Source organism: Cocleimonas flava (assembly GCF_004339015.1).
GTDB classification, from domain to species: domain Bacteria; phylum Pseudomonadota; class Gammaproteobacteria; order Thiotrichales; family Thiotrichaceae; genus Cocleimonas; species Cocleimonas flava.
Genome location: NZ_SMFQ01000005.1, coordinates 654178 through 678819 on the forward strand (window position 1 = coordinate 654178; position 24642 = coordinate 678819).

Here is a 24642-nt window from a genome sequence, read left to right on the forward strand (position 1 = left end):
AATAGATGAAAGTAATACTAATTCTGATGAGCTCTTAAACCATCAAACCTCGCAAATACTCTTACAAACATTTGTTATATAAAGATTTTTTTGAATTTTTCTCATTCTCATGATTTCCAAAGTATCGTCAGCTTAAATATTCACCCGAAAATAAAATTTTCATTCTCGAAGAATTTAACCGTCATTAGAGTATTCACTGAATTTAAAAAATGATGATAATCTCACTCCAAATTACGTATTTTTTAGCCAGAGGTTGTTATGTTTGTCATTTGCGGTGAAGCACTAATTGATATTTTTCTTGAAGATAATCAGCAAGCCCCTGCTGAAGTTTTCCCAATGCAGGCCTGCGTCGGCGGCTCACCATTCAATGTTGCCATTGGGCTATCCAGGCTTGGACAATCTTCAGCCTTATTCACAGGAATATCTAACGACATGTTCGGCAAACGCTTGAGTGCTGTGCTTTCTGAGGAAAATGTTTCGCAAGAATTGATAGTAAAAAAGCAGTTACCAACAACCGTTGCCTTCGTTGAAAAAGATAAAAATGGTGTTCCTACTTATTCTTTCTATGGAGAAGGAACGGCTGACCGCTCGATAACAGCAGAAGATATTAATTTTGATATTGAAGACCCTATCGCAATACACCTAGGCTCTTACAGTATTGTTTCTCAACCCACCGCCGATTCATTGCTTTCACTTGTGAAAAAGTATTCTGGCAAATGTTTGATCTCACTCGATCCTAATATCAGGGCAATTGTCGAACCTGACATGAAAGTCTGGCAAAACAGGGTTGATGAGTTAGTTAGTCTTGCGGATATCGTGAAAGTCAGCGATGAAGATTTAGCATTAATGTACCCGGACATTGCGCCCGAAGAAATCATCCAGAAATGGTTAGCAACAGGATTAAAACTAATCGTACTAACAAGAGGCGGAGAAGGAAGCTCGCTATGGAGTGCCCAAGCCCACACGAATCTTGAAACGCCTAAAATCAAGGTTATAGATACTGTTGGTGCGGGTGATACTTATCAAGCAGCATTACTGGATTCAGTCGGAGGCTTATTCTCGCAATATGGTAATAATTGGTTCGAACAACTCGACGAAAACAAACTCAAAGAGATTGGTAACTTCTCAGCTGCTGCTGCAGCAATCACCTGCTCTCGACAAGGTGCTGATTTACCGACAAAGACAGAAGTATTGGATTTCATGTAGTGACAGGTAAATTTTGTCACTTATATCTCATTAATTTCATTACTAACACCAAAAAGGGAAAGTTGAATGAGCGCTAAACGCCTAGAGGGTCGCGTCGCCTTGATCACAGGGTCTGCAAGAGGCATCGGGCGTAGCTTTGCTAAACGCTATATCGATGAGGGTGCCAAGGTAGTGATAGCCGACATAAATATCGAACAGGCTCAGGCAACGGCTAAAGAGCTCGGTGAAAATAGCATTTCTATTGGTCTTGATGTTACCCAGCAAGAGAGTATCGACACTTGTGTTGCCGAAACTATTCAGCACTTCGGAAAAATAGATATTTTGATTAATAATGCGGCACTTTTTAGCGCTGCACCTACGATAGAAATTGAGCGCAAAGACTACGAAAAACTCTATGCGGTCAATGTATCAGGGACCCTCTTCATGTTACAAGCTGTTGCAAAGCACATGATTGAACGTGGCGAAGGAGGTAAAATCATTAATATGGCGAGTCAGGCAGGTCGACGCGGTGAACCTTTGGTTGCTGTTTACTGTTCGACCAAAGCAGCTATTATCAGCCTGACCCAATCAACAGGACTTGATTTGATAAAACACCGCATCAATGTCAATGCTATTTCACCCGGCGTGGTGGATGGTGAGCATTGGGATATCGTTGATTCTTTTTTTGCCAAACATGAAAACCTTAAGCCAGGCGAAAAGAAACAACAGGTTGGTAAGAACGTGCCTTATGGAAGAATGGGCGTTGCTGATGATTTGACAGGCATGGCTGTTTTCCTAGCCAGCAGTGACGCAGATTATATTGTCGCGCAAACCTACAATGTTGATGGTGGACAGTGGATGAGTTAGCCTGTATTTGTTATCGCGATTTTACGTTTGCACGACTTTAATGATTCTGCTTAATGTCTGAATCTATTGCTTTTACAATTCATCTGTAAAAAAACCGCTCAAAGTAGGGGGGTGTGTTTATATTAAGTACCTGGCATATATTGAGTGTCAGGCGGTTAGTATTGATATACTCCTCGCCCTATTTCCCAGTAAAGATATTGAATAAACAATCATGAATACGAAAAACAATCCGCATCACATTGTCATTGTTGGTGGAGGAGCTGGCGGCGCAGAACTAGCTAAAAAATTAGGTGATTCTGTCGGCAAAAATAAGCAAGCCATAGTGACTCTAGTCGATGCGAAGCTGACACATATCTGGAAACCATTACTCCATGAGATTGCAGCAGGAACGCTGAACTCATCGATTGAAGCCATGGAATACATTGATCACGCGCATCGTCATCACTATAACTTTCAACTGGGCTATGTGGACCATGTCGATCCACAAGCAAAAGAAATTTCGATTGCCCCTACGCTGGATGATGACGAAGAAGAAACCATTCCACGCCGATCACTAAAGTACGATACGTTAATTTTAGCCGTCGGCAGTTTAACCAAACACTTCAATACCAAAGGTGTGGTTGAATACTGTAAATTCCTGGACACCCTGGAAGAAGCCAATAACTTCCAAAGCTACCTGATGCGAAAAATGCTTAGAGCGCAAAACCGCACTCAAGAACTAAGACCGGGCCAGTTACATGTAGCTATTGTCGGCGCAGGCGCAACAGGCATAGAGTTAGCGGCAGAATTACACGGCGCGACCAAGAAATTAATTGCTTTTGGTTTTGATAAACTCGAAGCAAGCCGGGATATCAAAATAACCATTATCGAAGCTTCACCCAGCATTTTACCCGCTTTACCAAAACGATTATCAGATGCCGCACTAGAAGAACTTCGAAAACTAAATATCGAAGTGATGACGGATGAACGCGTGGTTGAAGCGAAAAAAGAAGGCTTGATTACGCACACTGGGAAATTTATTCCCGCAGAAACCATGGTCTGGGCAGCGGGCATTAAAGCACCAAACTTCCTGACTACGATTGATGGTCTGGAAACGAATGCGATTAATCAGTTATTGGTGAAAACCACCTTACAAACCACTAACGATGAAAATATTTTTGCTTTCGGAGATTGCGCCAGTTGCCCCTTGATAGGAGAAGAAGGTTTTGTTCCACCCAGAGCACAGGCTGCTCACCAACAGGCTTCATTACTTGTAAAAACCATGAAATATCGTTTAGCGGGTAAAGATAACTTACCTGAGTATCGCTATGTTGATTACGGCTCATTAGTAAATCTAGGGCATTACAGCACGGTCGGTAATTTAATGGGGAACCTCATGGGTCGTTGGTCAGGAAGCATGAGTGTTGAAGGCTTTGTAGCAAGAATGGTTTATAAATCACTTTATAGAATGCATTTAATCGCTTTGCACGGCTACACCCGTGAAATTTTAATGACGATCGCTAACTGGATAACAAACCGTGGCTTAAAACCTCGCCTAAAACTTCATTAGGATTTATTTTAGCGGGTAGCTTCTGCAAATGAGTACCAGTATTCATCAAATGCAGTAGCTACCGCATCACGTCAGACAGAATAAATATCCTTTAAATAGACCGAAAGTGTACATAACTATCGGTTCAGACTCGAATCTGAAGCTACCTAGCTTCAGATTCGAGAAAATCCTGACTAATACCTCAATCCAATTGCCTTTATTTTAAAACTCTTTAATTTATACTCTTTATTGGATTTTCAACGTAAACTCATAAAAGTTAAGCTTTTTCTGCACTATTTTTGCTTAAACAGCCTAACTTCCTACAAAAAAGTATCACATCTAAGTATTTTAGTATCAATCCAAATTAAATCTTGATGCTAATCTTGCTGCACTTAGGTAATGATATATTAGAGATTCAAGTCTTTATTCCGAAAATCTTGTCTATGTGATACTAAAAAACTTAAAGGAGAGAGTTAGTATGAAACTAGGAAAAATAGCTGCCGCGTTCGCAGGCACTTTATTTATGACCGCCGCATCAATTGCACACGCTGAAACTGAGCTTGTAATTGCGACAGTAAACAACGGTCATATGGTTGAAATGCAGAAACACACAGATGCATTCGAAAAAGCAAATCCAGATATTAAACTGAAATGGGTTACATTAGAAGAAGGCGTACTTCGTTCTCGTGTAACAACTGATATAGCTACCAAAGGTGGTCAGTTCGACATCATGACTATTGGTATGTACGAAGCTCCAATCTGGGGTAAGAAAGGTTGGTTAACTGAGCTAAATTTCAGCGATGATTACGCTGTTGATGATATTTTCCCAGCAGTAAGAAAAGGCCTTTCTGCAGAAGGTAAGCTATACGCTGCACCTTTCTACGGTGAAAGTTCAATGATTATGTACCGTGGAGATCTTGTTGAAAAAGCAGGATTAAACATGCCAAACACTCCTACATGGGATGATGTTGAGAAGATTGTAAAAGGTATTCACAACCCAGATGAAGGCGTTTACGGTATTTGTTTACGTGGTAAGCCAGGTTGGGGCGATAACATGGCATTCATCACTACACTTGCAAATAGTTACGGCGCACAGTGGTTTGGTGAAGATTGGAAACCACAGTTAGACTCTCCTGAGTGGGAAGCAGCTGTAACGTTCTATGTTGACCTACTTACTAAATACGGACCTCCAGGTTCTGCTAACAATAGCTTCAACGAGATTCTTGCGCTAATCAATGAAGGTAAATGTGGTATGTGGATTGATGCGACAATCGCAGCATCATTCGTATCAGACCCTGATCAATCTAAAGTTGCTGATGTGATTAAATTTGCTCAAGCGCCTTCTAAGAAGACTGCTAAAGGTAAGAACTGGTTATGGGCTTGGTCTCTAGCTGTTCCTGCTTCTTCTAAGAAAACAGCTGAAGCAATGAAGTTCCTTGAGTGGGCAACATCTAAAGATTATGTCAACTACATTGGTGAGAACGTTGGTTGGGGTAAAGTTCCTACAGGAACTCGCGCTTCTACTTATGAAAATCCTAAGTTCCTTGAAGCAGCTAAATTTGCTTCTGCTGAATTAGAAGCTATCCAAAGTGCCAACCCTGAAGACAGTACATTCAATAAGTCTCCTTATGTTGGTGTTCAGTTTGCTGCAATCCCAGAGTTCCAATCTATTGGTGTCGCTGTTGGCCAGCAAATGAGTTCAGCTTTAGCAGGAAAAGTAACAGTTAAAGAAGCACTAGCTAAATCTCAAACTGCTGCCGATCGTACAATGAAAAAGGCTAAATACTACTAAGCTAAAAGCCATTGTACTTAATGTTTCTACACTGGGTTCTGCAATCAGAGTTATTCAACTCAACAGAACCCAGTTAGAAACCTAGTTAGAGTAATTTGATCTAGCTAGGCTCTAGTTTTATCTAACTAGTTTTATGTAAAAAAGCAGTACTGGTGCATATCGATGTGCTAGTACTTTTTAAACCCCCAATTCTGTAAACGGAATTATTACTATGTCTTCAAACGCAACCGAAAGTAGATTTCTACCTCGTCTATTAATGAGCCCTGCTGTGGTGACCTTATTAATCTGGATGCTAGTTCCTTTAGGGATGACGATCTATTTTTCATTAATTCGTTACAATCTAATGTCTCCCGATATTTCTGGCTTTGCAGGCTGGGAGAATTATGATTTCTTCATTACCAATCCAGCGTTTATGGATTCAGTGTTCAACACGCTTATTTTATTAGGTAGCGTTGTAATAATTACTGTTGGTTTCGGACTTGCCATTGCACTCCTCATCAACAGCCCTTTTCCCGGGCAATCGTTTGTTAGAATTTTATTAATTTCGCCTTTCTTTGTAATGCCTACAGTAAATGCATTACTTTGGAAGCACATGATGATGAATCCCATCTATGGTGTATTCGCACAGATATCAGGCTTCTTTGGACTTGAGCCAATTGATTGGTTAACAGAGATACCACTCGGTTCCATTATCATCATGCTTAGCTGGCAATGGATGCCATTTGCCTGCCTGATTTTCATCACCGCTTTACAATCTATGGATAGGGAGCAGTTAGAAGCCTCTCGCATGGATGGAGCGACCTATTTCCAACAACTGAGATTTTTATACTTACCTCACATGGCACGCTCTATCGCAGTCGTGATCATGATCGAAGTTATTTTCTTGTTGAGTGTATTCGCTGAAATATTTACCACCACTTCGGGTGGACCCGGAACAGAAAGTACCAACTTGGCATTCTTGATATTCCAGGAAGCACTTATGAACTTTGATGTGGGCGCAGCCTCTGCCGGTGCAATTTTCGCCATTATCTTGGCCAATATCGTTGCAATCATTCTGATCCGTATGATCGGAAAAAACCTTGATAATTAATGGATAACTACTATGAAAATCTCTAAATACGATTGGAACGCATTATTTGTCACAAGAACAGTAGCCTCATGGCTTGTTGCATTTATTGTGTTTTTCCCACTACTTTTTTTGATGGTGACTGCCTTTAAAACGGAGTTGCAAGCAATTGCCGTGCCTTCGTTATGGGTATTCGAACCGACTTTAGAAAACTTCACTGAAGTACAAGAACGAAGTGACTATATGCGATTTGCCATGAATTCTTTAATCACGAGTCTTGTATCAACAATTCTAGGATTAATCATTGCCGTACCTTCAGCTTATAGTTTTGCGTTTTCACCGACGATACAAACTAAAAACATTATGGTGTGGATGCTTTCAACCAAGTTCATGCCTGCTGTTGGTGCATTGCTTCCGGTTTATTTGCTTTTCCAATGGGCGGGCTTACTGGATAGCCAAATAGCTCTCATCATTGTTTTTACCATGTCCAATCTACCGATAATGGTTTGGATGTTGTACTCAAATTTTAAAGATATACCACATGAAATTCTTGAAGCTTCAAGAATGGATGGCGCTAGTTTATGGGAAGAATTCCGCCATGTTCTATTGCCTCTGGCGATGGGCGGAATGGCCTCTACAGGTTTACTCTGTTTGGTTCTTTCATGGAATGAAGCCTTTTGGGCGTTGAATCTTACTTCTGCCAATGCAGGTACGTTAGCGGTTCTGGTTGCCTCTTATTCAAGTCCTGAAGGCTTGTTCTGGGCAAAACTTTCTGCAGCTTCCTTGATGGCGATCGGACCAATCATCGTATTCGGTTGGTTTAGTCAGAAGCAGTTAGTTCAGGGACTCACCTTTGGTGCTGTTAAATAATATAAATCAATTAATAAATATATTTGCGAAATATCGCTGTTATTAAAAATTTAAGGTAATAGAAAATGTCATTTTTAGAGCTTCAAAAAGTAGAAAAATATTACGGTGAGCACCATGCGATTAAGGGAATTGATTTAAATATCGAGCCTGGTGAATTCATCGTTTTTGTTGGCCCGTCTGGTTGTGGTAAATCAACGCTACTTCGCATGATTGCTGGTTTGGAAGTTATCAATAAAGGAAAGTTAATCCTGGATGGCGTTGATATCACGGAGACTCCTTCATCAAAACGTGACTTAGCGATGGTATTTCAGTCATATGCCTTATATCCGCATATGACCGTGGAAGACAATATGTCGTTTGCATTGAGATTGGCAAAAGTAGATCAGGGTAAAATCGACAAACTTGTAAAAGAAGCAGCAGAGAAGCTTGATTTAACCCAATACCTGAAGCGTAAACCAGGAGCTCTTTCAGGTGGACAACGTCAGCGTGTAGCCATTGGTCGCGCCATTGTTCGTCATCCAAAAATATTCTTATTCGATGAGCCATTATCAAATCTCGATGCTGCCCTACGTGGACAGACACGTGTTGAAATTGCTCAATTACATCGTGATTTAGGTGCTACCACGATTTACGTAACTCATGACCAGGTTGAAGCAATGACATTGGCTGATCGAGTGGTTGTTTTACGTGACGGAATCATCGAACAAGTAGGAACACCTTTAGAGTTATACGACAAACCAGCAAACCGTTTTGTTGCGCAATTTATCGGTATGCCTCAGATGAATATCATCCCATCTTCATTACTGCAAAATGTTCCAGCTGGTAGTTCATTTGCTGGTATACGTCCAGAGCATTTAAGCATTTCAGATGATTCACGCTTAACAGGCAAGGTTGTATTGGTTGAATCTTTAGGTAACGAAACACTCGTCCACCTAAGTCTTGGGGATCAAAGCGCAGAGCCTCTCATTATCCGTTCATATCAAAGAACTACATTAAAGCTAGGTGACACAGTAGGTGTTAATTGGTCCGATGACATTGTTCATTACTTTGATAACGATGGAAAAGTTTTACACCTAGCATAGGCTTAATTAAATATGAAAAATTCTGGAAATTCTGACACGTCGATTCAATTACATTTGGGCCTAGGCTCATTTCACCGTGCGCATCAAGCCATGTATATGCAAAACTTACATGATATCGGTGAGACACAATGGGAGATTGCTGCGGGTAATATAAGATCTGACATGCAGTCAGTTGTTGAAATTCTAAAATCTCAAAACAACGAGTACATGCTAGAAACGGTTAGCCCTGCTGGTGAACATAAATATCAATTGATTCGATCCATCAAACATATTGTGGATTGGGAAAAAGATATGAAAGGCATCACAGAAATTGCTGCTAATGAAAATACTAAAATCATCTCTTTTACCGTAACGGAAGCAGGATATTATCTGGACGGTAACTTTAAACTAGATGATAACTATAAGGATTTACAGAGCGATTTAGCGGGTAACGCGCCTTGCACGATTTATGGAACCATGACGCAATTATTACGTGCACGAATGGCTAGCCATGGTGAGCCTGTCACCTTACTCAACTGTGACAATGTACGCAGCAATGGGGAAAAATTCAAAAACGCACTGCTTGAATATATAGAACGCATTGGCGATACAGACTTATTGGAATGGGTTAAAACCCACACCAGCTCTCCAAACTCTATGGTTGATCGCATCACCCCTAGACCGACAGCAGATATTATCGAACGTGTTTTTGCAGCAACTGGCAGAAGGGATGAAGCAGCATTGATGGGAGAGAGCTTCACCCAGTGGGTTATCGAAGATAATTTTATTGCTGGTCGCCCACCATGGGAGCTTGTCGATGTTGAAATGGTTGAAGATGTAGAACCTTATGAAGAAGCAAAGATCAGGGTTTTGAATGCGACTCACTCTTGCATTGCCTGGGCAGGAACACTGCGTGGATATCAATACATTCACCAGGGAACAAACGACCCAGAAGTCCGTCAACTAGCTTTTGATTATGTGACTAATGATGTTATTCCTTGTCTAACAAGCGCTGAATCACCAAGCCCTATAGATTTAGAAAAATACCGGGATACTGTTCTTGAAAGATTTAGTAACCCTAATATTCTAGATACCAATCAACGAGTGGTTATGGATGCATATTCCAAGATTCCAAGCTTCATTTTACCGACCATACAGGATGCCATAAAAACAGGTCGTTCTATCGACAGTGTGGCGATGTTGCCTGCCCTATTCCTTGCGTTTTTAGTGAGAGAGCAAAAAGGTGAAATCAAATTTGAATATGAAGATGCCATGATGAGTACAGAAAATGCACAAAAAATTGTTTCTTCTGATGACATTATTCATGCATTTTCAAATGACAAAATATTGTTTGGAGATCTGGCAGGAAATCAGACCTTAAGAGAAACACTAAGAAAGGCCTATGACCGCGTAAATGCGTTTATTGAAAAAACGGCATAAACCAGTACCAGGCAGATATTAGTTGAGAAAATGATGTAAAAACCCCTCAAAAGGTGGGGGGTGTCAAAAAATGATATGATTTGAGTCAATTGTTATATCTTATATTGTTTTTTGGGGGCTGAACCACTTAATAAAAAGGTAGTTTTATTCTAACGACTTAAAAACTTAACTTTGGACTTTACCATGAGAAATAACGCTTCTAAATATACCCCATCACTCGAACAAGACTTTCAGAGAAATTCGACATTAGGTTATGAACCAGAAGGGTCTTATGGTTTTTTGAGATGTTTAGAACACGGTGCTCCAAATGACCTCATTCGATGGCATCACCACGAAGAATATGAATTACATTTAATTACCTCAACAAAAGGAAAGATGTTTGTTGGAGACTACATCGGTACCTTTAAGCCAGGCAATCTTGTACTGACTGGTCCACGTTTACCCCATAACTGGATTTCTACAGAAATACCTAAAGAAGGCGTAGCAAGAAGAGATTTTGTTTTGCAATTTTTAGGAGAGCCATTACGCAAGGCATCTGATCTAATCCCTGAATTACAACAAGCAATGCCGCTGTTAACCCGTGCAAAAAATGGGATTGAGTTCTTTGGCATAAGTGACTTTACCGAGAGACAATTAAGTTTAATTAAAAATTCTTCAGGTTTACGACGCTTTAATGCATTTTTAGAATTGATGTTAACCTTGTCTGAACATAACGATTATCAATTACTGTCTAATACACAAATTCAAAGCTTTGATAATGACGCGTCGATGAGACGTATTAGTGAAGTTGTGGATTACATCACCGAAAATTATTCTAGCCAGTTTTCAATGGCAGACATCGCTAAAAGAACAGGAATGGATAGCAGCCAATTCTCACGCTATTTCAGCAAAGCTTCTGGAAATACCTTTACCGGTTTTGTCAACAGACTACGAATCAACAAAGCCTGTCAGCTATTGATGGAAACAGATCAATACATCAGCACTATTTGTTACCACGTAGGTTATAACAATGTTGCAAACTTCAATCGCCGCTTCATAGAAATCAAAAACATGACACCAAGCGACTTTAGAAAACAAAGCAAAAACAGATTCAAGCAGTAATTATGTTAAATAGCATCAAACAATCCCATGCAAAAAAAATGTCTTCGGATATAGGCATCGGACTAACAGGTCAAATGCACGGAGCAACAATACTAAGCAAAGACAATGAGATTCTGTGCCCATGCATGCTCTCTGGAATGACACCCCTGAAAAACTTCAGCTGCAACACAGAAAAGGTGCAGATAATGCCTTTGACAGCCAAGGCTTTGCGAAGCTGATCAAATCTTAAAGCAGTGCGAATAAATCAATCAACATCCCTTCTCTCGATCGGTAAAGCGATGCAACTATTCCAGACGCCTAAACGATTCATGTAGATCGTCGTATCCTGATTTTAGGGGGGGGGGGGAAATTACCTACTGTTGAAATCAGAGTATTAGCCACATCTACATGAGATTTATGACTTAAAGATATTCCTCAAACCTGATATTGACACAATCAAAACAAAATTAATCGATCTCTGGCTAGATTATGGTTATGACTTGGAGGGTGCAAAGCAACTAGCTTTGTCTAATGATATTCCCAATGCGGAATTTTCTGTTGTGCATTCAGTGGAAGCAGATTTAGTCATTTGATAGAGTGATCATTAAAAAGAGTAAACCTATTTCAATTTTAACAGACTATTTTAACCATTTCTGATAATCAGATACCAATAAATGCAAGGGTTCTTCATCTTCTTCAATATCAGAGAAACGTCCAATTGGGTCTTTAAAATAATTATCGGTAGTATCATCATTAACTGTAGAAACCTCGCCGATAAGCACATCACCACCTTTACCAGAAAATGAGTGCCACATACCCGGCATTAGAGTAACACTCTCTCCCGGATCGAGTTCAAGTACATCTTCAGCGTGAAGAGTTCTTAATAAACCATCAGTTGCAACCTTTACATCAGATTTTTTATCAATATTCCCTTTTTTATCGGAGTTATAAATTTTCAGCATTAAAGTCGCGCCACCACGATTAATAATATCTTCAGCTTTATGCAGATGATGATGCATAGGCGATATCTGATTTTCGCGAGAGATCATTATTTTTTCGGCGTAACACATACCACCACCCTGTTTTAAATCTTCACGTTTACCATTGCGAATCGTGAAAAGAAACAAACCTAGATTGTCAAAATCTCCCTGTCCATAATCGGTGATATCCCAACCAAGGCCGGCATCAATAATTCCGTGAATATCACCTTTACGATTGATCATCTGCTGTGGTGACCAATAGGCAAAAGGCGGTAATTTAAATCCAAAAGACTGTATATATTTGTCAGCCTCAGACATTATTTCATTTACTTTAGAGCGTTTCATCAATAATTCTCTTTAGTTAGCATTTAAAATATATATTCCAAATATATCTATTGATATGATCTGTTTTAATGTCACCCCCCTACTTTTAGGCGCTTTTTTACATAAATCATCTTAATAAATTGGCATTTAACCAGCGGACAAACTTTTAAACAATACACTCTGATCCAATAAATATCGTGAAAACAAAGGTAAGCTAGCTGCTCCAACAGCTCTAGCGTTTCGCCCAACCAGTCCAGAATATACTTTAGGACAGCTAATGCCTTGTAAATCCAATTCCGCAATTCTATTTATGGTTGCTTCAACTATACGTAATCGGACATCCGATGGAAAATCTCCGTCAATTATCGCAGCCTCAAAATCAATCACGGAATGTGATGAAGCAACTGCAATTGCCAAATGATGTGCGGTTTCATTGATCCAGTGTTCCAGAGATTTACCCAGGACTCCCCAGTCTTCTTCCTTCAGTATCTCAAAAGGAATATCCAGACCATCCTTTTTTATCTGATTTTCCAGTTCAAGCATAGAGGCGTGATCAATTAATTGTGTAGCCACACCTTTTTCATTGACTACAGGCATAGAACCCAGAGCACCGGCATTCCCAGTATGCCCAGAATAAACAGCCTGATTAAGTACGATCCCTCCTCCAATAAAAGTACCAATAAAGAAATAAACAAAATCAGCCAGTTCACTACCTTGACCAAAAATCAGTTCAGCACCACAAGCAGCTGTGGCATCATTTTGTTCAAACACTGGGTACAGACAGCGACGTTCCAGACGTTCTGCAAAATCTTTATTTTGCCAATCCTGCATTAGCTCAGGTGGTGCGCCAATCTTCTCTGCCCAGTTCCATAATTCAAAAGGCAATGCCACCCCGATACCCGCTATACGACTGCGCTGATCTTCAGTCAATTTGGATGTAAGCTCTTTAATTCCAGACTGTGCAAATTGAAATATCTCCTCTTGAACTGGATATGAATAGTTAAAGTGCAAACTTTGGCGAGGGTTTCCCAAGAAATCTACCATCAATAGATCTGCACTGCGTCGTCCGATCTTAAGACCTATTGAAAAAGCACCTTCAGGGTTTAGAAACATTGGAATTGAAGGCTGCCCTACCTGACCTCTTTTTGGGTCTCCACGTAGCAATAATCCATCTTTTTCAAGGGCACGCATAATCACAGATACTGTTTGTGCAGACAAACCTGTTCGACGTGCAATTTCTGATTTTGGCTGACTGCCATGTCTTCGCACTAGGGATAAAAGTAACCTTTCATTATAAGCGCGTACTCTCGTTTGGTTTGATCCACCACTTGGATCAATAACTTTTTCTGAACGATCATTTATCTCTAACAATTGTATCTGCCTCATCTAATCAATTAATAAAAATATACCAATGTAAAACTACACAGTTGATACCTTATTAACAATTGTTGGTACATTCTTTCATGAAAAAACTATTTTAACAAATAATAAATCACTATGATTTATTTATTGACAGCAAAATAAAAGAATGCAAAACTTTATCAAGATTAGGAGAAAAGCTTAGATCTAAAAAAAAAATTAGAAAACCACTTAATCTACCAATTTAATTTTTTGGAGGAGATCCCAATGAGAAAAACAGCAATTTCAAGTGCATTAGCAGCACTGGTTCTTGGAACCACAACTTTGTCTTCAGCTAACGCAGAAGGCTTATCAGCTTGTCTGATAACAAAAACTGATACCAACCCTTTCTTCGTAAAGATGAAAGAAGGTGCAGAAGCAAAAGCAAAAGAAATGGGAATGACACTCAAATCTTACGCTGGAAAAATAGATGGTGATTCTGAAAGTCAGGTTGCAGCAATTGAAACCTGTATTGCCGATGGAGCGAAAGGTATTCTGCTAACACCTTCTGATACAAAAGGAATTGTACCCGCGGTTAAACAAGCGCGTGATGCAGGTCTGTTAGTAATTGCACTTGATACTCCACTCGAGCCAATTGATGCAGCGGACGCTACGTTTGCCACAGATAACTTCCGCGCTGGTGAATTAATCGGACAATGGGCTGCGGCTACTCTTGGTGATAAAGCAAAAGACGCCAAAATTGCAATGCTCGACTTAGCAGTAAGCCAACCATCAGTGGGAGTGCTTCGTGATCAGGGTTTCTTAAAAGGTTTTGGTATTGATCTTGGTGACCCTAATAAATGGGGTGATGAGTCTGACAAGCGCATTGTTGGCAACGAAGTTACCGCTGGTAATGAAGAAGGCGGGCGCAAAGCAATGGAAAATTTACTTGCTAAAGACCCAATGATCAATGTTGTATATACAATTAACGAACCTGCTGCTGCTGGTGCGTATGAAGCTTTAAAAGCTTTAGACCGTCAAGATGATGTACTAATAGTTTCTGTGGATGGCGGTTGCCCGGGTATTGCGAATGTGAAGGACGGAGTAATCGGTGCTACATCACAACAATATCCTTTACTAATGGCATCTAAGGGGATTGAAGCAATTGCTGCTTGGGCTAAAGACAAAACTAAACCTAAAAATACCGAAGGAAAAGACTTTTTTGATACGGGTGTATCACTAGTAACAGACAAACCTGTTGCTGGCGTAGAGTCAATAAATGTCAAAGAAGGAACAGAACGCTGTTGGGGTTAAACCAAAGCTAATTAAAGTCAAAAAGCCTATCGTCTGTATATGCAGTCGATAGGTTTTAAATTTAAAGTTTTTATTCCTCAGATTACTGTTAAATTTTAAGGTAAAACCATGTCCAAATCGCAACAAGATTTTGAATCTGTACTCAGTGATAGTGCGACTGACGTTGCTTCTTTTTCTCAGAAAAAAACGTTACTTGATAAAATACAAAGTCTTCTACATGCAAATCCGGCATTAGTTCCATTAATTGTACTGATGCTATCTCTTCTAGTTTTTGGCTTGATATTAGGTGAAAAATTCTTCTCACCTTTTTCACTCACTCTTATATTGCAACAAGTTGCCATTGTAGGTTTCGTTGGGGCCGCGCAAACGCTGATTATAATTACTGCTGGTATTGATCTGTCTGTCGGTGCCATCATGGTACTTTCGTCGGTGGTCATGGGTCAGTTTACTTTTCGCTATGGTTTACCAGTTGAGTTCGCAATTTTATGCGGATTAGGGGTTGGAGCAATTTGCGGGTTTATCAATGGATTTTTAGTCGCGGTGGTAAAGCTTCCCCCTTTCATTGTTACCTTAGGCATGTGGCAAATCGTTCTTGCTTCTAATTTTCTTTATTCAGCAAACGAGACCATCCGAAGCCAGGATATAGCAGAAAAAGCTGCTGCTTTGCACTTTTTTGGAGAAAAGGTAAAGATTGGTGGTGCGGTTTTTACCTATGGTGTTATTTTCATGGTGGTACTTGTTCTGGTGTTAAATTACATACTTAATCATACCGCCTGGGGTCGTCATGTTTATGCTATTGGTGATGACTCCGATGCAGCAGAACTTTCAGGGGTACAAGTAAAAAAGACTTTGATTTCAGTGTACGTAATAGCTGGTTTAATTTGCGCTTTAGCGGGGTGGGTACTTATTGGGAGAATCGGCTCAGTTTCGCCCACAGCTGGTCAATTTGCGAATATAGAATCAATCACTGCAGTAGTAATCGGTGGTATATCTCTATTTGGTGGCCGTGGTTCGATAATGGGGATGTTGTTCGGCGCTCTCATAGTAGGCGTCTTCTCATTAGGGTTAAGGCTCATCGGCACTGATCCACAATGGACTTATATGTTAATCGGGATTTTAATCATATCTGCCGTTGCGATAGATCAATGGATTAGGAGGGTGTCAGCATGAACAACAACATAGAACCTATATTAACGGGTCGCGGTCTGGTAAAACGCTATGGTCGAGTCACCGCCCTAGATCATGCTGATTTCGATTTATACCCAGGAGAAATCCTAGCTGTTATCGGAGATAATGGTGCAGGAAAATCCAGTATGATTAAAGCTGTGTCCGGAGCTACAATTCCTGATGAAGGCGAAGTTATGCTTGAAGGTAAGCCAGTGCATTTCACCTCACCCATTGACGCTCGTGAAGCCGGTATAGAAACGGTATACCAGAATCTTGCGCTCTCCCCTGCTCTATCAATAGCAGATAATATGTTTATGGGACGTGAAGTACGTAAAAAAGGTTTCCTTGGGAAATATATGCGTATGCTGGATCGGCCTAAAATGGAACAAATCGCTCGCGATAAATTGTCTGAACTAGGTTTATTGACAATACAGAATATCAATCAGACTGTTGAAACATTATCTGGTGGTCAGCGCCAAGGTGTAGCCGTCGCTAGAGCTGCTGCTTTCGGTTCTAAGGTAATTATACTTGACGAGCCAACAGCAGCACTAGGTGTAAAAGAATCACGTAAAGTTTTAGAATTAATCAGCGATGTACGTTCACGTGGTATCCCAATCGTTTTGATTTCACATAATATGCCACATGTTTTTGAAGTTGCTGATCGAATCCATATTCACAGACTTGGCAAACGATTATGTGTTATCAACCCAAAAGATTATTCTATGTCAGATGCTGTTGCTTTCATGACTGGAGCAAAAGAACCAACTTGAATAAAGGAATTTGAATACATCTTACTGCAAGATGAAGATAAGACCACACCATGAAAAACAGAACCTCAAAATATACACCATCACTTGAGCAAGCTTTTCAAAGAAACTCAACTCAGGGCTATGAGCCGGAAGGTTCTTATGGTTATCTTCGTTGCTTGGAACACGGTGCACCGAATGACCTGATTCGCTGGCACCACCACGAAGAATATGAATTACACCTAATAACTGCAACTACTGGCAAGATATTTGTGGGCGATTATATAGGCACCTTCAAACCCGGCAATCTGGTTCTTACTGGGCCGCACTTACCCCATAACTGGATTTCTACAGACATGCCCAAAGAGGGGGTGTTTAGAAGAGATTTTGTTTTACAGTTTTTAGGTGAACCATTTCGTAAATCCTGTGAACACCTGCCCGAATTAAAGCAGGCATTGCCGCTTTTAAGTCGCGCCAAAAATGGTATTGAATTTTTTGGCATCAGTGACATAGCTGAGCATAAATTAAAGTGCATCAAAGAAACGACAGGCTTACGTCGCTTTAATCACTTTCTGGAGTTAGTTCTAGTCCTGTCTGAACACTCGGATTACCAACTACTTTCAACCACACAAATTCAAAGCTCTGATAATGATGCCTCGATGAAGCGCATCAGTGAAGTCGTTGATTTCATCACAGAGAACTATGCCAGTCAGTTCTCGATGGCAGACATCGCCAAAAGAACCGGAATGGATAGCAGCCAATTTTCCCGCTATTTCAGTAAAGCGTCTGGAAATACCTTCACCGGGTTTGTTAATCGATTAAGGATAAACAAAGCCTGTCAGTTATTGATGGAAACAGATCAATACATCAGCACTATTTGTTATCACGTAGGTTATAACAATGTTGCAAACTTCAATCGCCGCTTCATAGAAATCAAAAACATGACCCCAAGCGATTACAGAAAACAAAGCAAAAACAGATTCAAACAATAATCTCTCTTTGCTTTATCACGTTTGTATATTTAGCCCATACAAAATAAAAACAGCCTAAGTCTCTGAAACACATCCAGAGTGCTCCGTTAAGCTTTAATCCTGACCGTAAACAACACTTTTATAATAGTTGATCAAAGAGTTCGTCGAGCTATCATGATTCGTTACAGGATCAGGCTGTCCAAATTCGGCTAATATATTCTTAGTTAGTTTTTTCCCTAACTCAACACCCCACTGATCAAACGAATTCAAATTCCAGATTATGCCCTGCACGAATATTTTATGTTCGTAAAGCGCGATCAGCATACCCAGAGAACGAGGCGTCAGCTTAGTAAGTAACAAGGTATTCGTCGGGTTATTACCCTCGAAAACCATGTGATGAATACGATCTTCTACGTTTTCTAATTTAACTTTACTTTCAACAAAGTCAGAATACGTTTCATCCAAGGTTCTGCCTTTCATCAACGCTTCAGTCTGCGCCAGTGCATTCGCCATCATAATATCGTGTTGATCTTGATGACTACTGTGCGTGAGTATCGATACAATGAAATCAGAAGGAATCATTTGCGTCCCTTGATGGATCGCCTGATAAAACGCGTGCTGACCATTAATACCTGAAGTACCCCAAATAATAGGACCCGTAGCGTAGTCTACTTTCTTGCCATTTCTATCCACCGATTTACCATTACTTTCCATATCTGCTTGTTCAAGATAAAAAGTAAGGTCTCTCAAATAGTGGTCATACGGAAAAATACCGTGAGACTCAGCGCCAAAGAAATTGTTATACCAAACACCCAGTAAACCCATAATCACGGGCATATTCTCTTCTAATGGCGTTTCTTTGAAATGCTCATCCATCGAGTGCGCACCACTCAACATTTTCTTAAAGTTCTCCATCCCTACCGACAGAACAATTGAAAGACCGATGGCTGACCATAGTGAATAACGCCCGCCAACCCAGTCCCAGAACTCGAACATATTATCGGCATCGATACCAAACTTCGTGGCTTCTTCAATATTGGTAGAAACTGCAACAAAATGCTTACTCACATCTTGTTCTTTAGCGTCACTTTTCAATAACCATTTACGGGCTATATGCGCATTTGTAATCGTTTCCTGAGTAGTAAATGTCTTCGAAGATACAATAAAGAGCGTTGTCTCAGGGTCGATATCTTCAAGGATGTCATCAATATGCGCACCATCTACATTAGAAACAAAATGCACCGTCAGGTTTTTATGGTGATAAGGCTTTAAGGCGTTATAAACCATCTTCGGCCCTAAATCAGAACCTCCAATACCTATATTAACGATATCTGTAATGGTTCTATTACTAAAGCCTTTCCAGGTTCCTTTTCTTATCTTGTTCGCAAACACCTCCATTTTATCAATAGTGGCATTTATTTTAGGCATGATATCTTCGCCATCAACATAAATAGGTTGATTGGTTTCATTGCGCAAAGCGGTATGTAACACCGCTCTATTTTCAGTGTTATTTATTTTATCGCCGGCAAACATGCGGTCACGCCAGCTTTCTAAATTCACTTCTCTTGCAAGATCACAAAGCAACGGGATTGTTTCATCAACAATGCGATTTTTTGAGTAATCTAACAGTAAGCTTTTATGCTTGATCGAGTACTTCTCGCCGCGCTTTTCATCCGTCGCGAATAAGTGGCGCATATTCAGTTGATTGATCAAATTATAATGATCTTCCAACGCTTCAAAAGCAGGTAGATCTGTTAGCGAAGGTTTTGAATTATTCTTTGAAGGCATCTTTTTTATTTCTTTATCTGGTTATGATGTCTGTAAATCTTTGGCATACATAAAACAGCGAACCAACGAAGCTACAGAAACAATGAATTTTTATTACTCAGGCGAAGCGTCACTATCAAGCATGACGGTCAACGTATCTATTGCAGAGATACTTGCAATCGGCAACGACTCCCCTTGATTCCATGCTTTAACGCTCTCGCGTTTTCCCGCACCCGTAATAATAATGAGTACTTGTTCTGAATTACTTAAACTTGATGCGCTCAAACTGACTCTATCCGCTGGAGGCTTCGGCGCATTATGCACAGCGTGAACCAACTCTGTTTCGTCGTGCTCATGCCCGGGAAAAAGACTTGCTGTGTGCCCATCTTCACCCATGCCTAACAACACCATATCAAAAGGCATTTTGTTTTTAATGGTTTCTGCGTAGCTTGTCGCAGCGGTTTCGGCACCTAATTCTGAAGGCATAAAATGAATATTGGTGGCAGGAATATCAATATGATCCAACCAGGTCTGCATTGCCATCTGACTGTTTCTTTCAGCTGACGTTTCTGGCAAACAGCGTTCATCACCCAGAAAAATTTCCCAGTTCTGCCAATCACATCGTGCTTCTGCCAACATTCTATAAATACGCTCTGGAGTTGTTCCGCCTGCCAAAACGATGCGGAATATTCCTTTCTCTTGTAATGCTTTTTTCGCCGCATCCAAAATCATCTGAAACGACTTTTGCGCCACGACAGAGGAATCTGTTTCTACTAACCATTGTTTTTTTGGTGAAGAGTTATTCATAGTTATACTATTTTATATTTGCGAGAGCTGAAGCCGATAATTCAGTGATTTTTTCAAAGTCACCAGAACGCGTCAAATCACTAGGCGCTACCCAACTGCCGCCAACACAAAGTACATTTTTCAGCGCCAGAAAATCAAGGTAGTTGGATTCACTGATACCACCCGTTGGGCAAAATTTTGCATTCTGAAAAGGCCCAGAAAATGATTTTAAAAGGGGAATACCGCCAACACTGGTTGCAGGAAACAACTTGAAATGCGTATAGCCCAACTCAAGTCCATTCATAACTTCAGAGCCCGTTGAAACACCAGGAATCAATGGAAACTGCATATCTTTAGCACTTTTTAACAGTGTATTGGTGCAACCTGGGCTAATTGCAAAGCTCGCCCCTGCATCTCTCACCTTAGCAAGATCGTCAGGATTTAAAACTGTACCTGCGCCAAGAACAGCCTCAGGAACTTCTTTAGCTAAGAGCTCAATAGCACCAAGTGCGGCTTCGGTTCGTAGCGTGATTTCCAGGACTTTGATACCGCCTGCAATAAGCGCATTAGCAAGATCAATTGACTGTGAAATATCAGCAATTTCAATAACAGGGATAACTGGAGAAACAGTCATTATCTCCTGCGGAGTTAAACTCGTTTTATTCATAATGAGTGACCTTACGCTAAAATAATCTATACCTATTTATTAGGTATAGATAAAAGATTAAAAGACAGAATTAAAAAAGTGCCTCAAAGGTGGGGGGTGGCTTTTTGATCAGCCAAAAGGCTAACTAACCGCCGAATCCCAAAGCCCACTATTAAAAACACTTTCAATATTCTTGAAGTTAGCAAACCGTTTTAAGCGCTTTCTTCCCCGGGTAAATTAAAGATAGACGCCCCCTCTTCTGCACCAGAAACATTGCCACGTAGCGACGAAAATAATTCACGTCCCATGGCAAAACGATTTCCACTTAAATCAGGCGGTACAATTTTTCGTTTTGCTAATTCTGTTGGGTGAACAAGTAGCTCCACCGTTGAATTTTCAACATCTAATCGAATCATGTCGCCTTGCTCTATTTCAGCAATAACGCCACCTTCACTCGCTTCTGGTGTCATGTGAATTGCAGAAGCAACCTTACCCGATGCGCCTGACATACGACCATCGGTAATAATAGCGATCTTAAAACCTTCGTCTTGTAATGACCCAAGTGCTGGAAGTAAGCCATGCAATTCAGGCATACCGTTGGATTTTGGTCCCTGATAACGAACCACAGCAACAAAATCTTTATTCAGCTCACCGCGTTGATAAGCCTCTTGTAACGCCTCTTGCGAGTTAAAAACCTCAGCTGGCGCTTCAATTAGATGGTGTTCTGGTTTTAGCGCAGATGTCTTGATCACACTGCGACCAATATTACCATCCAGAATAGTTAACCCACCATGGTGGCTAAAGGGCTCTGCTACCGTACTAACGATGTTTTTGTTTTCTTCCTTGTACTTTTTCTTTTTCCATTTAAGCTTTTCTGTACCGGCATCACCTTTTAATTTAGGCATGCTGGTATATGCGCTCAAACCTTCACCCATAATGGTTTTCACATCATCATGTATCAGTCCATTTTCTAATAACTGATCAATGACAACTGGCATTCCGCCTGCATTATGGAAGTGATTTACGTCGGCACTACCATTAGGGTAAAGCTTGGTAAGTAATGGAATGACTTGCGAAAGATCATGAAAATCCTGCCAATTAATGACGATACCTGCAGCACGCGCCATAGCGACCAAATGCAAGGTATGATTACTCGAGCCACCCGTTGTCAGCAAGCCAATAATAGCGTTCACAAAGCTCTTTTCATCAAGCATTTTACCAATGCCCATTGAGCTTGTTTCGGTATCAATCAACGATAAAACCTGCTTCGATGCGGCTTTAGTCAACTCATCTCGCAATGGTGTATTAGCAATTACAAATGATGACCCAGGAAGGTGTAACCCCATGATTTCCATCATCATCTGATTACTATTGGCAGTACCATAAAAAGTACAGGTGCCAGGACTATGGTAAGAGCCAGACTCTGAGAGCAGCAGTGTTTTTTCATCCACCTTACCCTGCGCAAAGTCCTGACGAACTTTTACCTTCACCTCGTTACTAATGCCAGAAGGCATTGGTCCACCGGGTACAAATACAGCCGGCAAGTGACCAAAGGTTAATGCGCCAATCATTAGGCCAGGCACAATCTTGTCGCACACGCCCAAATACAGCGCACCGTCGAACATATTATGTGATAACGCTATGGCAGTAGCCTGTGCAATGACGTCACGACTAAAGAGACTCAGCTCCATACCCGGCTGTGATTGTGTTACACCATCACACATCGCAGGAACACCGCCAGCAAACTGCCCTGTCGCGCCAGCTTCATGCAGAGCTTGTTTAATAATCTTGGGAAATGCTTCAAAGGGTTGATGTGCAGAAAGCATATCGTTATACGCAGAAACAATGGCTATATTCGGCACCACATCCTCAGAGAGCAATGCTTTATCACCAGCGGAACAGGCAGCAAAACCATGTGCCAGATTACTACAGCCTAATGCCGATCGATGAACACCTCTTGAGTCGGCATCAGCAATGCGCCCCAGATAAACCTCTCGATAAGGCTTACTGCGTTCAATAATATTATTCGTAACTTTCTGGATGAGGGTATTCATTGTCGATACCTATTTGTTTTGTAGCGAATTAGTTGTTAAAAAATAAAGAAAAACCAAGCGTTAGAAGAATTAGGAATCTTCATGCCAGCTTCTGCCATCACGCTCGATTAATGCAACTGCCGAACTTGGGCCATCGGTACCCGCTGAATATTTTTTCACCATAATATTATCTTCTTTCCAGGTGTCTAAAATATTGTCTGCCCATTCCCACGCGGCTTCAACTTCATCACGGCGCATAAACAACGTCGCGTCATTCTTAATTACGTCTAGTAATAAACGCTCATAAGCCGTTGGAGAGCGAGGATCGTCATGAAGCACATTCAGCTCTAGCTCAACAGGTCTCAATCTCATGCCCTGACTTAAACCAGGTACTTTATTCATTAGCAATAAGCGGATGCTTTCTTCTGGTTGAATATGAATAATCAGCTTATTAGGTTCAAGCGGCTTGCCATCATTCGGAAAGATAGAATGAGGAACATCTTTAAACTGGATTACGATTTCTGAGAAACGTCCAGACATTCGCTTACCTGTTCGTAAGTAAAAAGGCACACCGTTCCAGGTCCAGTTTTCTATCTCGGCTTTAACGGCAACAAACGTTTCAGTATCACTTTCGTGGATTTTATCGTCATCTTCCAGATAACCCGGGACTGATTGTTTATTACTTACTCCGTGTTTGTATTGACCACGAACCGTTTTTTCAGCCACTTCACGATTATTTAATTTACGTAAAGATTTGAGTACTTTTACTTTCTCGTTACGCACGCTATCGCTGTCTTTTTGCAGGCTGCGTGGTGGCTCCATCGCGACAAGACATAGTAACTGCATGAGATGGTTCTGAACCATATCGCGCATTGCACCGTATTTATCGTAATAGCCCCAGCGTCCTTCTACACCAACGGTTTCAGCAACCGTTATCTGCACATGATCGATACTCTTGTTATCCCATAGAGGCATAAACAAAGTATTGGAAAAACGTAATGCGAGGATGTTCTGTACCGTATCTTTACCTAGATAATGGTCAATACGGAAGATACTGCTCTCAAGAAAAACAGCGGCAACCGTATCATCAATCTCTTTGAAGGATTGTAGGTTATGCCCAATTGGTTTTTCCAGCACGACACGGCTTTTTTGAGTGACTAATCCCGTTTGATTGAGTGCCGTACAAATATCACCGAATAACGACGAGGGCGTCGATAGATAATTGATTCTATCGCGCTCAGGGAATTCATTTAATGCGATTGCCAACTCTTGATAATCATCGGCATTGCTAATATCCATTTTGGTACAGAAAAGCTGTGACGAGAAAACCGACCAGGTTTCTTCTGAATAAAAGTTATCAGGATGAAATTCACGAAATTTGTTAAACACTAATTCGCGATGTTGCTCATCAGTATCATCGGTACGAATCGTTGAGAAGATCCGGCTTCTAGGATCTATATGATTCTGCCAAAACAAATAATAAAGCGCAGGCATTATCTTGCGTAATGCGAGATCTCCATGGCCACCAAAGATAACAATATCAACAAGTGGTAACTCTTTCAAAGCCATCCTAAAAAACACCTTTATTTAACAAAAAAACATTTAAAATGTGTAACTTATGTCAACAATAGTACAAATTCTGATAAAACACTAATATACCCAGATGCATTAAATTTATTTA

At 40.6% G+C, this 24642-nt stretch carries 21 protein-coding genes; 14 read left to right on the top strand and 7 right to left on the bottom strand.

Going from position 1 to position 24642, the window contains the following annotated elements; all coding sequences use genetic code 11:
• Positions 1-258: 258 nt before the first annotated feature.
• From EV695_RS19405 to EV695_RS19450, 10 genes are all read left to right on the top strand, one after another.
• Complete coding sequence (locus EV695_RS19405; protein WP_131907660.1) at positions 259-1206, top strand: carbohydrate kinase family protein; 948 nt, start codon at positions 259-261, stop codon at positions 1204-1206.
• Positions 1207-1272: 66 nt separating this feature from the next.
• Positions 1273-2052, top strand: a complete 780-nt coding sequence (locus EV695_RS19410; RefSeq protein ID WP_131907661.1) for an L-iditol 2-dehydrogenase — start codon at positions 1273-1275, stop codon at positions 2050-2052.
• A 211-nt stretch (positions 2053-2263) separates the two neighbouring features.
• Positions 2264-3601 carry an NAD(P)/FAD-dependent oxidoreductase gene (locus tag EV695_RS19415; protein ID WP_131907662.1) on the top strand — a complete coding sequence of 446 codons (1338 nt, stop codon included), beginning with the start codon at positions 2264-2266 and terminating at the stop codon, positions 3599-3601.
• A gap of 457 nt (positions 3602-4058) precedes the next feature.
• The gene (locus EV695_RS19420) at positions 4059-5372 is read left to right on the top strand and encodes an ABC transporter substrate-binding protein (protein ID WP_131907663.1); all 1314 of its coding nucleotides are present in this window, start codon (positions 4059-4061) and stop codon (positions 5370-5372) included.
• 211 nt (positions 5373-5583) lie between these two features.
• Positions 5584-6462: a carbohydrate ABC transporter permease gene (locus tag EV695_RS19425; protein ID WP_131907664.1), complete on the top strand. Its 879-nt coding sequence runs from the start codon at positions 5584-5586 to the stop codon at positions 6460-6462.
• A gap of 12 nt (positions 6463-6474) precedes the next feature.
• Complete coding sequence (locus EV695_RS19430; protein ID WP_131907665.1) at positions 6475-7308, top strand: carbohydrate ABC transporter permease; 834 nt, start codon at positions 6475-6477, stop codon at positions 7306-7308.
• Between the two features lie 65 nt (positions 7309-7373).
• Complete coding sequence (locus tag EV695_RS19435) at positions 7374-8390, top strand: ABC transporter ATP-binding protein (protein ID WP_131907666.1); 1017 nt, start codon at positions 7374-7376, stop codon at positions 8388-8390.
• A 12-nt stretch (positions 8391-8402) separates the two neighbouring features.
• On the top strand, positions 8403-9809 hold the full coding sequence (dalD, locus tag EV695_RS19440) for a D-arabinitol 4-dehydrogenase (protein ID WP_131907667.1): 1407 nt from the start codon (positions 8403-8405) through the stop codon (positions 9807-9809).
• A gap of 183 nt (positions 9810-9992) precedes the next feature.
• Positions 9993-10910 (top strand): AraC family transcriptional regulator, encoded by a 918-nt coding sequence (locus EV695_RS19445; protein ID WP_131907668.1) that lies wholly within the window; start codon positions 9993-9995, stop codon positions 10908-10910.
• 38 nt (positions 10911-10948) lie between these two features.
• Positions 10949-11128, top strand: a complete 180-nt coding sequence (locus tag EV695_RS19450; protein ID WP_131907669.1) for a hypothetical protein — start codon at positions 10949-10951, stop codon at positions 11126-11128.
• Between the two features lie 399 nt (positions 11129-11527).
• On the opposite strand, the gene EV695_RS19455 is transcribed toward EV695_RS19450, so the two are convergent.
• Both EV695_RS19455 and EV695_RS19460 read right to left on the bottom strand, forming a co-directional pair.
• Positions 11528-12214: a D-lyxose/D-mannose family sugar isomerase gene (locus EV695_RS19455; RefSeq protein WP_131907670.1), complete on the bottom strand. Its 687-nt coding sequence runs from the start codon at positions 12212-12214 to the stop codon at positions 11528-11530.
• A 126-nt stretch (positions 12215-12340) separates the two neighbouring features.
• Positions 12341-13564 (bottom strand): ROK family transcriptional regulator, encoded by a 1224-nt coding sequence (locus EV695_RS19460; RefSeq protein WP_207907164.1) that lies wholly within the window; start codon positions 13562-13564, stop codon positions 12341-12343.
• Between the two features lie 255 nt (positions 13565-13819).
• Between EV695_RS19460 and EV695_RS19465 the strand changes: the two genes are divergently transcribed.
• From EV695_RS19465 to EV695_RS19480, 4 genes are all read left to right on the top strand, one after another.
• On the top strand, positions 13820-14845 hold the full coding sequence (locus EV695_RS19465; RefSeq protein WP_131907672.1) for a sugar ABC transporter substrate-binding protein: 1026 nt from the start codon (positions 13820-13822) through the stop codon (positions 14843-14845).
• A 108-nt stretch (positions 14846-14953) separates the two neighbouring features.
• Entirely contained in the window at positions 14954-16015 is a 1062-nt protein-coding gene (locus EV695_RS19470) for an ABC transporter permease (protein ID WP_131907673.1), read from the top strand.
• A complete protein-coding gene (locus EV695_RS19475; protein ID WP_131907674.1) occupies positions 16012-16782 on the top strand; it encodes an ATP-binding cassette domain-containing protein in 771 nt (256 codons plus the stop codon). The genes EV695_RS19470 and EV695_RS19475 overlap by 4 nt, the downstream gene beginning before the upstream one ends.
• Before the next feature lie 50 nt (positions 16783-16832).
• Entirely contained in the window at positions 16833-17750 is a 918-nt protein-coding gene (locus EV695_RS19480; protein WP_131907675.1) for an AraC family transcriptional regulator, read from the top strand.
• A gap of 93 nt (positions 17751-17843) precedes the next feature.
• Here EV695_RS19480 and pgi read toward each other — a convergent pair whose 3' ends face one another.
• The 5 genes from pgi to zwf form a co-directional block, all read right to left on the bottom strand.
• The gene (gene pgi, locus EV695_RS19485) at positions 17844-19517 is read right to left on the bottom strand and encodes a glucose-6-phosphate isomerase (RefSeq protein ID WP_131907676.1); all 1674 of its coding nucleotides are present in this window, start codon (positions 19515-19517) and stop codon (positions 17844-17846) included.
• Between the two features lie 93 nt (positions 19518-19610).
• Positions 19611-20303: a 6-phosphogluconolactonase gene (gene pgl, locus EV695_RS19490; RefSeq protein ID WP_131907677.1), complete on the bottom strand. Its 693-nt coding sequence runs from the start codon at positions 20301-20303 to the stop codon at positions 19611-19613.
• 7 nt (positions 20304-20310) lie between these two features.
• Positions 20311-20949: a bifunctional 4-hydroxy-2-oxoglutarate aldolase/2-dehydro-3-deoxy-phosphogluconate aldolase gene (locus EV695_RS19495; protein WP_131907678.1), complete on the bottom strand. Its 639-nt coding sequence runs from the start codon at positions 20947-20949 to the stop codon at positions 20311-20313.
• A gap of 191 nt (positions 20950-21140) precedes the next feature.
• Positions 21141-22982 (bottom strand): phosphogluconate dehydratase, encoded by a 1842-nt coding sequence (gene edd / locus EV695_RS19500; protein WP_131907679.1) that lies wholly within the window; start codon positions 22980-22982, stop codon positions 21141-21143.
• A gap of 69 nt (positions 22983-23051) precedes the next feature.
• Positions 23052-24530 carry a glucose-6-phosphate dehydrogenase gene (gene zwf / locus EV695_RS19505; protein WP_131907680.1) on the bottom strand — a complete coding sequence of 493 codons (1479 nt, stop codon included), beginning with the start codon at positions 24528-24530 and terminating at the stop codon, positions 23052-23054.
• Positions 24531-24642: the final 112 nt, after the last annotated feature.